A 13,056-nucleotide genomic window follows, 5' to 3' on the forward strand; every position below is an offset into this window, starting at 1 on the left:
CCCGTGTGCGCATGTTTGCTCGCTTGCAACATGCCGCGCACGGCAGCGGCACTTCACGAAGTTGACATCGGGATCGGGTAAAATGCCCGGCCACGGCAGGCCTTTGCCGAGCTCCGGAGCTCGCCGCCCTGCCCCCGAATCCACCCCGCCGGCCTGCGCGCCGGCCCTTCGCCAGTGCAGCACCATGAGCAAGCAAGCCAACAGCGCCCCCGGCCGCCAGCCGAACCGGGCCAAAACCGCCGCCGAGAGCGCCCCGCAGGCGCATGAGATCCGCCCCGGCCAGTCCATCGAACTGCTCAAGGAACTCCATATCCTGACGCGCGACGGCAAGCTGAACCAGGACAGCCGCCGCAAGCTGAAACAGGTCTACCACCTCTACCAGTTCATCGAACCGCTGCTGCAGGAAGTGCTGGACGATCATGCCGACGTGAGCCTGGTCGACCATGGCGCGGGCAAGTCCTATCTCGGTTTCATCCTCTACGACCTGTTCTTCAAAAGCCTGCAAGGTGCACCGCGCATCTATGGCATCGAAACGCGCCAAGAGCTGGTGCGCAAGTCCGAAGAACTGGCCGCACGGCTGGGCTTTGGCGGCATGTCCTTCCTGAACCTGTCGGTGGCCGATTCCATCACCACGCCCAGCCTGCCGGAAAAGATTGACGTCGTCACCGCCCTGCACGCCTGCGACACCGCCACCGATGACGCCATCCATTTCGCGCTGGCCAAACAGGCGCGCTTCATGGTGCTGGTGCCGTGCTGCCAGGCCGAGGTGGCCTCGGTACTCAATCGCAACAAGGGCAAGTCGCTCGCCAATTCGCTTACCGAGATCTGGCGCCATCCGCTGCACACGCGCGAATTCGGCAGCCAGGTCACCAACGTGCTGCGCTGCCTGCAGCTGGAAGCGCATGGCTACAAGGTCAGCGTGACCGAACTGGTGGGCTGGGAACATTCGATGAAGAACGAGTTGATCATTGCGCAATACCGCGACCTGCCGCGCCGCCGTCCGGCCGAGCGCCTGCAGGAAGTGCTGCGCACGCTGGGGCTGGAAGAGATGGGCGAGCGCTTCTTCGCTCCCCTGGCCGCCTGAGCCGGCGCCAGCAGGCAGGCGGACGGGAACGCTTCTTGCTGCACAGGAATGGAGCGAGAACGGGCTTCATTTGCCGCCGTCCCTGCCGATAACGTCGGATCACGGTAATCGCAACACAGGCAGTCAGGCCGCACGCGCGACATCGCGGCCGCAGGGAGACCGGGCAACCGGATTGGGCAAGGGGCCGGCCGGACGCCGGAAAATGCAGATGAGCACATGAGAGCCACCTTGGATATGGAATCGCTGATCGCCGACAACGAGCAACTGAGGAGCGAACTGCAGGAGCTGCTGCAGCAGGCGCACATCAACCAGTCCATCATCGAACGCCACCAGGCCTTCGACCTGAAACTGATCGGCGCCAGCGAATTCCGCGAACTGATCGACGTCATCCTGACGGTCATGCCGGGCGTCTTCAGCCTGGAGACGGTGACGCTGTCGCTCATCGACGGGGATTATGCGATCCAGCGCATCCTGCGCGACCTGCAGATCGGCGTGAACGAATTCCCCAAGCTGCTGTTCCTGAAGGCCCCGCTGCACTTCATCGACGAAGACGGCCCGCTGGACGATGAAAAACCGCGCCTGGGCCAGTACGCGCCGGCCCTGCACGGCGCGCTGTTCCCGCATTACCAGCCGGTGAGCGTGGCAGTGCTGCCGCTGGTGCGCCAGCATCGCTTGCTGGGCTACTTGTCGCTGGGCAGCGCCTATGGCGAGCGTTTTACGCGCAGCCTGGCTACCGACTTCATCCAGCGCCTGGCCACTGTCGCGGCCATCTGCCTGGAAAACGTCATCAACAACGAACGCCTCAAGCACATCGGCCTCACCGATCCGCTCACGGGCGTGAACAACCGCCGCTACATCGAGCAGCGCATGCAGGAAGAAGTGGCGCGCAGCCAGCGTGACCGCTCGGCGCTGTCTTGCCTGTTCATCGACATCGACCATTTCAAGCGCGTCAACGACCAGTTCGGCCACCAGAGCGGAGACGATGTATTGCGGGAAGTGGCCGCGCGCATCAAGAAGGAACTGCGCCTGTCGGATGCGCTGGGGCGCTTCGGCGGGGAAGAATTCGTGGTGCTGCTCACCCACGCCACGCGCGACGATGCAGCCCGCATCGCCGAACGTATCCGCGCCGGCATCTGCAGCCGTGGCGTGATGATCGAAGGCTCGCGCGATCCGCTGCGCATCAGCGCCTCCATCGGCGCGGCCTCGCTGTCACCGCCCGAGCGCAGCCGTCCCGCCGCCGAGGTCAAGCAGGCCATGCTCAAGGCCGCCGACCAGGCGCTCTACCAGGCCAAGGAAGCCGGGCGCAACCGGGTCATGCTGGCGCCGGCCGAATAAGAGGCTGATCAGGCCGGCTGCACCGCCACCCGGCGATCGCGCACGATCCAGGGTGCGGCGATGATGAGCACGCCGCCGATGAGATCCTGCGGCCGCAGCTCGGCCGCGCCCAGCATCCAGGCCGAGAAGGTTGCCACCAGGATTTCGGCCAGCATGATGACGGCCGCGATGTTGGCCGGCAGCCGCGCCACGCCATATTGCAGGCTCAGGTTCGATACCAGGAACAGCACCGCCCACAGCGCCACCACGGGCGCAGCCGCCATCGGCAGGGGCAGCGGCCAGGCCACCACGCCGGCCGCCGACAGCACCACGCCCAGGAGGCTGGCAAAGACGCCGCTCCCCACCAGCATCGCCACCGCCCGCGTGCCATCGGAGAAACCGTGCAGGCGGCGCAGCAGCACGTTGGTCACCGCAAAGAGCAGGCCCGAGGCCACCGCCATCCAGTCCGGCAGGCTCTGCGGCAGCGGCAGGCCCAGGCGCGGCTGGTACAGCACGATGAAGGCGCCGCCCAATCCCAGGGCCACGCGTGCCAGCGAACGCGGGGTGATGGCTTCATGCAGCACCAGGCGCGCCAGGATCACGGTCCATACCGGCATCAGGTAGAACAGCAGGATCACCCGCACCACGTCGCCATAGGCCACCGCCATGTTGAAGGAAGCATTGGTCAGCCCCGTGGCCAGCCCCACGCCCAGCAGGGCCGGATGGCGCCACAGCAGCGGCAGTTCACGATGGCGCAGGGTCAGCAGCAAGAGCGCACAGCCGCTGAAGATGGCCGCCGTGGCCCAGACCGGATGCAGGCCCATGCCTTCCAGCGCGCGCGTGCCGGTCCAGGACAGGCCCCAGATGAAGGTGTTGAGCAGCAAGGCGGCGACGGCGGATTTGGGCAGGGGGTGCATGTCTTGTTCAGGAGGGTGCGCGTCAGTCAATCCGGCAGGTACGCCAATGTACTTGCGTAGCCGCAGACGGATGGGTGGCCGGCGCTGATAGCGGGTATTAATCCAGGCTTAATGCTCGCAGCAAGGAGCATTAACAAAATCAAAATGCCGTTCAGTGCAGCACTGAACGGCATTGAATTGCAGCACGGCCGCAGCCGGAACATCAGCTGCGCTTGGCCTCGGCCTGCAGGCGTTCATACTTGTCCATCAACTGCTCGCGGCTTTCGCGCCAGGCCGGATTGAACGGGATGCAGGCCACCGGGCAGACCTGCTGGCACTGCGGTTCCTCGAAATGACCCACGCATTCGGTACATTTGTCCGGATCGATCTCGTAGATCTGCGGCCCCATGTAGATGGCCTCGTTGGGGCATTCCGGTTCGCAGACGTCGCAGTTGATGCAATCGTCGGTAATCATCAGTGCCATTGCCGCACCTCGCTTGCTTGAAACATCATTGCACTACCTTTTGCTTGCCTGTTGCTTGCCTGTTGCCTGGCTTGAATCCTGAGCATCGCCGGCATCATTGCTTGGCGATCTTTTCCTTGAGCCACTTCTCTACCGACGGGAACACGAACTTGGACACATCCCCGCCCAGTTGCGCAATCTCGCGCACGATGGTGCCGGAGATGAACTGGTACTGGTCAGACGGGGTCAGGAACAGCGTTTCCACGTCCGGCAGCAGGTAGCGGTTCATGCCGGCCATCTGGAATTCGTATTCGAAGTCCGAGACCGCACGCAGGCCGCGCACGATGACGCGCGCATTGTTCTGGCGCACGAAGTCCTTCAACAGGCCCGAGAAGCTCTCCACCTGCACATTGGGATAATGCCCCAGCACTTCGTTGGCAATCGACAGGCGCTCTTCGAGCGAAAAGAAGGGCTTCTTGTTCTTGCTGTCGGCTACGCCCACGACCAGCTTGTCGAACAGTCCGGAAGCGCGGCGGACCAGGTCCTCATGGCCGCGCGTCAACGGATCGAATGTCCCCGGATATACAGCTGTGACCATGGTGTCTCCTCTCCGGCTATTGAATCAGAAGGCGCATTATGCCTCAATTTGGGTGCCGCTTTTGCGTTGCAATAAATGATAGAAGACCATGCCGGCCTTGTCGGCGCGGACCACTTCCCAGTCCTGCATCCATTCGGGAGCCTGCTCGCCATCGAGCGGGTATTCGGCTTCGGCATAGACCAGCCCGGAGGGCGTGAGCAAAGGCATGCACGCCGGCAACACTTTTTCCAGCCAGCCCTGGTGATAGGGCGGATCGATGAAGACCAGGCCGTAGCCCCCGGGCTCGCGCTGGGCCGCGCTCTGCACGGCGGCCAGGGCATCGCCACGGACGATGGCCAGCTTGTCGGCCTTGAGCTTGTCGCGGTTGGCTTCCAGCTGGCGCACCGCCGGGCTGCTGTTTTCCACCATCACCACACGGCGCGCGCCACGGCTGGCAGCTTCAAAACCTAGGGCGCCGGAGCCGGCGAAGAGATCCAGGCAGGCCACCTGTTCCCAGGCGCCATCGATGAGATGGGTGATCCAGTTGAAGACGGTCTCGCGCACGCGGTCGGGCGTGGGACGCAGGCCTTCGGCGTCCAGCACCGGCAGCGGCGTGCGCTTCCACTGGCCGCCGATGATGCGTACCTGGTGCGGGCCACGATTGACGGGCTTGGCCGGCTTGCCACCGTGGACGGCGCCGGTTCGCGGGGGACTGCTCTTGCGCATGACTTTCCTTGCTGCGGGCGGCACGGGGCCGCCGATGTCAAATGGGATAAATGATTTACTCGGCGGCTTCACCGACGATGACGGTGGACAATTCTTCCGGATGCACATGCTTGCGGAAGGCCGCCCGCACATCCTGCACGCTCACTGCGCGGATGCGCTCGATCCAGTGGTCCAGGTAATCCAGCGGCAGGCCGTAGAAGCCGATCACCGAGAGGTTCTCCAGCAGCTTGGCATTGCTGTCGATGCGCAGGGCGAAGCCACCGGCGAGGTTGTCCTTGGCAGCCTTCAGTTCGGCAGCGGTCGGGCCTTCCTGCAGGAATTTGTCCAGCGTGGCGCGGGTCACGCGCAGGGCTTCGGCGGTTTGCTCCTTCTTGGTCTGCAGGCCGATCTGGAAGGGACCCGGCTGCGCCAGCGGCGAGAAATAACTGTAGACGCTGTAGCTGAGGCCACGCTTTTCACGCACTTCATCGGTCAGGCGTGAGACGAAACCGCCACCGCCCAGCACATAGTTGCCGACCGTGAGCGCAAAGAAATCGTTGTCGCCGCGCTGGATCGCCGGGGCGCCGATGAGGATGTGCGATTGCGAAGCCGGATGGGCGATGCGGCGCTCCACGCCCTTGGGTGCGGCCACCTGCGGCAGGACCGGCAAGGGGCTGCCCTGCGGCAGATCGCGCGTGAGGGCGCTGGCGATGCTGCGGGCCTGCGCTTCGGTGATGTCGCCGATCATCGCGATGACGCAGCGGTTGGCCACGTAGTGGGCGCGATGGAAGGCCAGCAGGTCCTCGCGGGTGATGGCCTGCAGGCTGGCTTCGCTGGCCTCGACGGCATAGGGATGGCTGCCGTAGGCGGCTTGCTTGAAGGCCTTCTCGGCGATGGTTTCAGGCTTGGTCAGTTCTTCCTTCAGGTTGGCGATGGCCAGCGCGCGGTCACGCTCCAGGCCCGCTTGCGGGAAGGCCGGATGGGCCAGCATGCGGCCCAGCAAACCCAGCGCGGCATCGCGTTCAGCGGGCGAGGACAGGCTGCGCAGGCTCACGCCGGCGCGGTCCTGCCCGGCGCCGCCATGCTGCTGGGCGGCCACATCGGCAAAGCCGTCGAGGACCTGGGCTTCGGTCAGCGCCGGCGCGCCGTTGGCCGCCTCCACGCCGCGCGTGAGGCTGGCCACGGTGAGCTCGGCCAGGCCGGCCTTGACGGCGGGATCACGGCGCTGGCCGGCATCGAACTGCACGCTCACATCCAGCATGGGAATGGAGTGGTTGGCCACGAACAGCACGCGTGCGCCATCGGGCTGGGTCCAGGACTGGATGGCCAGGGCCGCCGCGGCGGGTGCGCTGCAGAGCAAGGCCAGCGGGAGCAGCAGGAGAGGAAGAATTTTTTTCATGGAAACGGAAATCGAAAGCGACGGGGCAAGCGTGATGTCAGGCGTTCTGTTCAGGGTCGGGCTCAGCGGCCGACTGCCCGCCCAGCCACCGCAGGATGGGCTGCCACTGGTCGAGATCGCGCTGCACGCGCGAGGGCGCGATATCCCACAGGGTCAGGCCGTGCGCGGCCAGTTGCACATAGTTCTGGGTATCGCGCAGATGGCCCAGCACCGGCAGCTTCAGGCCTTCGATGAAGCGCTGCAACTGCTCGGCCGAGCGAGTGCGGGCATCGACTCGCATGCCGACGATGCCGACATCGATCTCGCCATCGCGTACCGCCTTTTCATTGGCCAGGCGGCGCAGGAAATCCTGGGTGGCCAGGATGTCGAAGATCGAGGGCTGCAGCGGCACCAGGATCTTGTCGGCCAGCTTGAGGGTATCGTTGAGACGCCAGCCATGCAGCCCGGCGGGCGTGTCCAGCACCACGTGGGTGCTGCCCTTGGGGGGCTTGGCGACGTAGTCCTCGTTGATGTCCCAGGTGCTGATGGGGCGCGCCTGCTCCGGCCGAATGGACAGCCAGGCGCGCGAAGACTGCTGGCGGTCGATGTCGCCCAGCATGACGGCATGGCCGAGGCTTGCGAAATAACCGGCCAGGTTGGTGGCCAGGGTGGTCTTGCCTACGCCTCCCTTGGGATTGGCGACGACGATGACGGGCATGGTTTTCTCCGTAAAGAACAGAAGCCGATCGATCAGGAAGAGCTCAGCGACTTGGACAACCCATTAAGCCTGCGTTAATGCCGTTCGATACAGCATTCATCCCGGCTTAATGGTGCAAAAAACGTCAATCTTCAATGCAACAGGCCCGGCGGCGGTGCGGCGGGCTTCTTGCCCTCCAGCGGCAGCGGGACCAGCGTGGCCACCGTGAGCGTATCGTCCTTGAAGTATTTCCGGGCGACCGCTTGCACCTGGGCGGCGGTCACGCTTTTCAAGCGGTCGATGATGCGGTCGATGTTCTTCTGGCCCAGGCCGGTGGTTTCCATCATGCCGATCTCCATGGCCTGGCCGAAAACGGAATCGCGCTTGTAGACCTGGGAGGCGATCAGCTGCGTCTTCACGCGCTGCAGTTCCTGCTCGGAGACGCCTTCGCTGGCGATGCGCTGCACTTCGGCGCGCAGCAGGCCTTCCAGCTGTTCGGTGGTCACGCCATTGGCCGGGCTGCCTTCCAGCGTGAACAGCACCGGGCCGCGCGCTACGCCGCTGTAGCTGGCGCCCACTGCAGTGGCCTGGCTGGCGGTGCGCACCAGGTTGGCCGTCAGGCGGGCATTGTCATAGCCATCCAGCACGGCGGAGAGCACGTCGAGGGCGTAGGCTTCCTGGTCGGCTTCCACGTTGCGCAGTGCCGGGACCTTCCACGCCATCACCACGTAGGGATTCTCGGCCGGTGCCTTGACGGTGACGCGGCGCAAGCCCAGCTGCTCGGGCTCGTTCTGCGGCTTGCCCTGGGGCACGGGGTGGGACGGGATCTTGCCGAAATATTTCTTGGCCAGGGCCAGCACGCGCTGGGCATCGACGTCGCCGGCCACCACCAGCGTGGCGTTGTTGGGGGCGTACCATTGGCGGTACCAGCTGGCGATGTCCTGCACCGTCATGTGCTGCAGGTCGTCCATCCAGCCGACCACGGGGTGGTGATAGGGGTGGGCGGTCCAGGCGGCGACGTTCAGGGCTTCGTTCAACAGCCCCATGGGCTGGTCATCGGTGCGCCAGCGGCGCTCTTCCATGATGACGCGGATTTCCTTGGCGAATTCCTTGGCGTCGAATTGCAGGTTGGCCATGCGGTCGGCTTCGAGTGCCATCACCTTTTCCAGGAGGCTCTTTTCGATCTGCTGGAAGTAGGCGGTGAAGTCATTGGCGGTAAAGGCGTTTCCCTGCCCGCCCAGCTCGGCCACCAGGCGGCTGAATTCGCCGACCTTGTGGTTTTTCGTGCCCTTGAACATCATGTGTTCCAGCGCGTGCGATACCCCGGTGGTGCCGTTGAGTTCATCGATGCTGCCGACCTTGTACCAGACCATCTGCACCGCCGTGGGGGCGCGCCGGTCTTCCTTGACGACCACTTTCATGCCGTTGGCCAGCACGAATTCGCGCGCCGGCTCGGCCCGCACCTGCGCCGCCGTGGTGGCGAGCAGGCTCAGCAGGGCGGTGGCCAGGAGGGCTGTGATCTTCGATTTCATGGGCTGTGCTCTGATAAAATGCTGGATTCATTGACCCTGGCGGCCAGGCGCGGGTCTTGTGGAAGGGCAATTGTAACCTGTCCACTGCGGTTGTCAGGGCAGCCACGCGCCTGCCTTCCCGCCCTCCCCCGCCCCGGCCGCAGCTACCATCCAGCCTATCCGCCATCCGATGTTCAGTTTTTTCAAAAGAAAACCCAAACCGGAAGCGCAACCCGCGCTGCCGCCCCAGGCCGAACCGGCGCCCCAGCCTGCTCCTGCTCCCTCCGTTGCCCCTGCTGCCGTTGAGGCGCCTGTTCCTGCGCCCGCACCGATAGCGCCGGTGGAGCCGGTGTCTGCGCCGGAACCGGAACCAGTCGCCACCGAAGCGCCTGCGGCTGAAGAAGTCGAGATCGTCGCCGCGCCGGAACCTGCGCCCGAGGCCAAGCGTTCCTGGCTCTCGCGCCTGAAGGCCGGGCTGTCCAAGACCTCCAGCAACCTGACCACGCTCTTCGTCGGTGCGCGCATTGATGAAGACTTGTACGAGGAGCTGGAATCGGCCCTGCTGGTATCGGACGCCGGCGTGGAAGCCACCCAGTGGCTGCTGGCTGAACTGAAGAAAAAAGTCAAAAACGAGCGCCTGACCGAAGCCGCCCAGGTGCGCACCGCCCTGCGCACCCTGCTCATCGACCTGCTGCAGCCGCTGCAGCGCCCGCTGGTGCTGGGCCGCGACAAGCCGATGGTGATGATGATTGCCGGCGTCAACGGTGCCGGCAAGACCACCACCATCGGCAAGCTGGCCCTGCATCTGCAGGCGCACGGCCAGTCGGTGCTGCTGGCCGCCGGCGACACCTTCCGCGCGGCCGCCCGCGAGCAGCTGGCGGTCTGGGGCGAGCGCAACAACGTCCAGGTGATCGCCCAGGAATCCGGCGATCCGGCCGCCGTGGCCTATGACTCGGTGCATTCGGCACAGGCGCGCGGCACCCATGTGGTGATGGTCGATACCGCCGGCCGCCTGCCGACGCAATTGCACCTGATGGATGAACTCAAGAAGATCAAGCGGGTCATTGCCAAGGCGATGAACTCGGCGCCGCACGAAGTGCTGCTGGTCATCGACGGCAACACCGGCCAGAATGCGCTGGCCCAGGTCAAGGCCTTCGATGATGCGCTGGGGCTGACCGGGTTGGTCGTGACCAAGCTCGATGGCACGGCCAAGGGCGGCATCCTGGCCGCCATCGCCAAGACCCGCCCGGTGCCGCTGTATTTCATCGGCGTGGGCGAGAAGATCGAAGACCTGCAGCCCTTCAACGCCACCGAATTCGTCGATGCCCTCCTGAGTTGAACCGATGATTGAATTTACCCGGGTTTCCAAGCAATACGCGCGCGAGGTCTATGCCCTGCGCGACATTACGTTGTCGGTGAAGAAGGGCGAATTGATCTTTTTGGCCGGCCCTTCCGGTGCCGGCAAGTCCACGCTGCTGAAGATGATCGCGGCCATCGAGCGGCCCACTTCGGGCAAGCTCACCGTCAGCGGCACCGACATCGCGGGCTTGAAACCTTCCGGCCTGCCCTACCTGCGGCGCAACCTGGGGCTGATCTTCCAGCAGCAGAAGCTGTTGCTGGACCGCAATCTGCTGGCCAACGTGATGCTGCCGCTGATCGTGACCGGCTCTTCCCGCCAGGATGCGGAAAAGCGCGCCCGTGCGGCGCTGGACAAGGTCGACCTGCTGGAAAAGTCCATGTGCGAGCCGCTGGAACTGTCCGGGGGTGAGCAGCAACGCGTGGCCATTGCGCGCGCCATCGTCAACCGTCCGCAGATCATCCTGGCCGACGAACCGACGGCCAACCTGGACCGGGCCAATGCCAACAAGGTGCTGGCGGCGTTGAAATCCTTCCATGGCGTGGGCGTGACCTGCCTGATCTCGACCCACGACGAGAATTACCTCACCGGTGCCGACCGAATCATCTACCTGGACCGTGGCCGCATCGTCGATGGCTGGCACAACGGCGTGGCCAATCCCGTGGAGGTGTCGCCATGAACTGGCTCCGACAGCATTTCGCCGCCATTGCGGACGCCCTGCGCCACCTGCTGCGCTCGCCGGGCAATTTCCTGTTGAACGTGCTGGTGGTCTCGATTGCGCTGGCGCTGCCCTTTGCCGGCCTCTCGGCGCTGGAAAACGTGCGTCCGATCTCGGAGCAGATGTCGGTAGAACCGGAGATCAGCATCTTCATGAAGCCCGATGCCAGCCGCGAAGCCGCGCAGGCCGTGGGCAAGACCATCAGCCAGGTGTTGAAGGACAGCAACACCAACGGCAAGGTCGAGTTCATCCCGCGCGAGAAGGCCTTCGATGCGATGAAGAGCAAGACCGGCCTGGCCGACGTGCTGGCCACGCTGGGCAGCAATCCGCTGCCAGACAGCTACGTGGTGCGCCTGCCCGGCTTCGAGAACGCCATGAATGCCAGCCGGGTGGACGACATCGCCGGGCAGCTCAAGAAACAGCCGGGTGTGGATACGGTGCAGATCGATTCCGAATGGGTCAAGCGTCTGGCGGCGCTGCTGCGCATCCTGCGGCTGGTGCTGCTGTTCCTGGGGATCACGCTGGGGGCGGTGGTGGTGGCGGTCGTTTTCAACACGATTCGGCTGCAGGTAATGACGCAGCGCGATGAGATCGAGGTCTCGCGCCTGTTCGGGGCGACCAATTCCTTCATCTATCGTCCGTTCTATTACACCGGCGCGCTGCTGGGCCTGTGTGCCGGCGCGGTGGCACTGGGGCTGGTGGTGGCGGCGCAGCAGCCGCTCAATGAAGCCATCCTGGATTTCGCCCACCTGTATGCCTCGGAATTCCAGCTGGCCCTGCCCAGCCCCATGGCCATCGGCCTGCTGCTGGCCATCAGCGGCTTGTTGGGCTTGTTCGGGGCGATGCTGTCGGTGCGCAGGCAGTTGGCGAGGAAGGCCTGAGCGCCCGCCCGGCAAATCATTCCTCCAGGCAAGAAAGCCCGCTGATGCGGGCTTTCCTTTTTGGGCAGGAACATTCACTTGATCCTGATGCCCACACAATAAGAGCGGCGTCAGTTCGTCTTCAACTGGAATCTTGCTTCATTTGACAGGTTTTCCGGCCCTTGGACCCTCGCCCTTTACCCGGTGTGCCCGCGTTTTCCTGTGCCTTGCACTTGCTTGGCGCGCTGCAAAAAAGTGTTACAAGTTTCTGGCCCCCTTTTGACCCCTGTCGCAACTTTTGTCGCCCAAAGGCGACTAATATGAAGGGAATGGGATGCAATGATTGGCTGAACAGCAATAGATTAACGCTATTACTCCCTCACTATCATGCTATTAGCACTCCCGGGTGACGAGTGCTAGAATACCTTATCGAATTGCTCCAGTTTTCCGGAGCACCGCATCAAACAGCAGCGGCCCCGAGGCCGCGCCAGGGAAGTTGGGAACATTGCCCCTGGCATCCGAAGCATTTGCTTCCTACCGTTTCATACTGTTTCCGCAAAGGAACCAAGGAGAATCCATGAAAACTGCGTCTGCACACACTGCACTCATGCCTGCCGAGTCCAATGCACTCGCGCTGGGTTTTTCCGGCAGCCTGGGCAATATCGACGCGTACATCTCGGCAGTGAACCGCCTGCCCATGCTGACCCACGAAGAAGAGGTCAAGCTGGCGCGCGACCTGCGTGAAAAGAACGACCTGGGCGCCGCCCAGAAGATGGTGTTGTCGCACCTGCGCCTGGTGGTGTCGATCGCCCGTGGCTATCTCGGCTACGGCCTGCCGCACGCCGACCTGATCCAGGAAGGCAATATCGGCCTGATGAAGGCCGTCAAGCGCTTCGACCCGGGCCAGAACGTGCGCCTGGTGTCCTATGCCATGCACTGGATCAAGGCCGAGATCCACGAGTACATCCTGAAGAACTGGCGTCTCGTGAAGGTCGCGACCACCAAGGCCCAGCGCAAGCTGTTCTTCAACCTGCGCAGCCACAAGGAAGGCCTGGACGCGATGACGCCGGCCCAGGTCGAAGCCCTGGCCAAGACCCTGGACGTCAAGCGCGAAGAAGTGATCGAGATGGAAACCCGTCTGTCCGGTCGCGACATCGCCCTGGAGTCGCCCACCGATGATGAAGATGACAAGTTCGCGCCCATCGCCTACCTGTCCTCCGACAATTCGGAACCGACCCGCGTGATCGAAGCCAAGCAGTACGACCGCCTGCAGTCCGAAGGCCTGGAAGCTGCACTGTCCAAGCTGGACGACCGTTCGCGCCGCATCGTCGAAGCCCGCTGGCTGGCCAATGACGACGGCTCGGGTGCGACCCTGCATGAGCTGGCTGACGAGTTCGGCGTGTCGGCCGAGCGTATCCGCCAGATCGAAGCAGTCGCGCTGAAGAAGATGAAGACCTCGCTGCAGGCTTATTCCTGATCCAGATCTCGTTCAGATC

General features: G+C 64.0%; 13 protein-coding genes. 6 read left to right on the forward strand and 7 right to left on the reverse strand.

All coding sequences use genetic code 11. The features are described from left to right. The first annotated feature begins 184 nt into the window (after nucleotides 1–184). On the forward strand, nucleotides 185–1,084 hold the full coding sequence (locus ACLRDN_RS21540) for a class I SAM-dependent methyltransferase (RefSeq protein ID WP_413457932.1): 900 nt from the start codon (nucleotides 185–187) through the stop codon (nucleotides 1,082–1,084). 216 nt (nucleotides 1,085–1,300) lie between these two features. Next, a complete protein-coding gene (locus ACLRDN_RS21545) occupies nucleotides 1,301–2,419 on the forward strand; it encodes a diguanylate cyclase (protein WP_413457933.1) in 1,119 nt (372 codons plus the stop codon). A gap of 8 nt (nucleotides 2,420–2,427) precedes the next feature. On the opposite strand, the gene ACLRDN_RS21550 is transcribed toward ACLRDN_RS21545, so the two are convergent. The 7 genes from ACLRDN_RS21550 to ACLRDN_RS21580 all read right to left on the reverse strand — a co-directional run bounded on the left by ACLRDN_RS21550 (nucleotide 2,428) and on the right by ACLRDN_RS21580 (nucleotide 8,646). Continuing rightward, complete coding sequence (locus ACLRDN_RS21550) at nucleotides 2,428–3,315, reverse strand: DMT family transporter (protein WP_286865930.1); 888 nt, start codon at nucleotides 3,313–3,315, stop codon at nucleotides 2,428–2,430. 202 nt (nucleotides 3,316–3,517) lie between these two features. After that, nucleotides 3,518–3,778 carry a YfhL family 4Fe-4S dicluster ferredoxin gene (locus tag ACLRDN_RS21555; protein ID WP_034330680.1) on the reverse strand — a complete coding sequence of 87 codons (261 nt, stop codon included), beginning with the start codon at nucleotides 3,776–3,778 and terminating at the stop codon, nucleotides 3,518–3,520. Nucleotides 3,779–3,872: 94 nt separating this feature from the next. Beyond that, entirely contained in the window at nucleotides 3,873–4,355 is a 483-nt protein-coding gene (gene coaD, locus ACLRDN_RS21560) for a pantetheine-phosphate adenylyltransferase (protein ID WP_006461533.1), read from the reverse strand. Nucleotides 4,356–4,391: 36 nt separating this feature from the next. Next, nucleotides 4,392–5,060 carry a 16S rRNA (guanine(966)-N(2))-methyltransferase RsmD gene (gene rsmD / locus ACLRDN_RS21565; protein WP_413457934.1) on the reverse strand — a complete coding sequence of 223 codons (669 nt, stop codon included), beginning with the start codon at nucleotides 5,058–5,060 and terminating at the stop codon, nucleotides 4,392–4,394. Nucleotides 5,061–5,115: 55 nt separating this feature from the next. Next, nucleotides 5,116–6,438, reverse strand: a complete 1,323-nt coding sequence (locus ACLRDN_RS21570) for a M16 family metallopeptidase (protein ID WP_413457935.1) — start codon at nucleotides 6,436–6,438, stop codon at nucleotides 5,116–5,118. A 37-nt stretch (nucleotides 6,439–6,475) separates the two neighbouring features. Beyond that, entirely contained in the window at nucleotides 6,476–7,135 is a 660-nt protein-coding gene (locus ACLRDN_RS21575; protein WP_413457936.1) for an AAA family ATPase, read from the reverse strand. A gap of 131 nt (nucleotides 7,136–7,266) precedes the next feature. Further along, on the reverse strand, nucleotides 7,267–8,646 hold the full coding sequence (locus ACLRDN_RS21580) for a M16 family metallopeptidase (protein ID WP_413457937.1): 1,380 nt from the start codon (nucleotides 8,644–8,646) through the stop codon (nucleotides 7,267–7,269). Between the two features lie 169 nt (nucleotides 8,647–8,815). Here ACLRDN_RS21580 and ftsY point away from each other — a divergent pair, with 169 nt between their 5' ends. The 4 genes from ftsY (at nucleotide 8,816) to rpoH (ending at nucleotide 13,037) form a co-directional block, all read left to right on the forward strand. Then, the gene (ftsY, locus tag ACLRDN_RS21585) at nucleotides 8,816–9,964 is read left to right on the forward strand and encodes a signal recognition particle-docking protein FtsY (protein WP_413457938.1); all 1,149 of its coding nucleotides are present in this window, start codon (nucleotides 8,816–8,818) and stop codon (nucleotides 9,962–9,964) included. Between the two features lie 4 nt (nucleotides 9,965–9,968). Continuing rightward, nucleotides 9,969–10,661, forward strand: coding sequence for a cell division ATP-binding protein FtsE (locus tag ACLRDN_RS21590; RefSeq protein WP_413457939.1), 693 nt, complete (start codon nucleotides 9,969–9,971; stop codon nucleotides 10,659–10,661). Continuing rightward, nucleotides 10,658–11,581, forward strand: coding sequence for a permease-like cell division protein FtsX (ftsX, locus tag ACLRDN_RS21595; RefSeq protein ID WP_413457940.1), 924 nt, complete (start codon nucleotides 10,658–10,660; stop codon nucleotides 11,579–11,581). Before ACLRDN_RS21590 ends, ftsX begins: the two co-directional genes overlap by 4 nt. 556 nt (nucleotides 11,582–12,137) lie before the next feature. Continuing rightward, a complete protein-coding gene (gene rpoH / locus ACLRDN_RS21600; protein WP_145604896.1) occupies nucleotides 12,138–13,037 on the forward strand; it encodes an RNA polymerase sigma factor RpoH in 900 nt (299 codons plus the stop codon). The last annotated feature ends 19 nt before the right edge of the window (nucleotides 13,038–13,056 follow it).

The organism is Herbaspirillum huttiense (assembly GCF_047300815.1).
Taxonomy (GTDB): Bacteria; Pseudomonadota; Gammaproteobacteria; order Burkholderiales; family Burkholderiaceae_D; genus Herbaspirillum; species Herbaspirillum huttiense_A.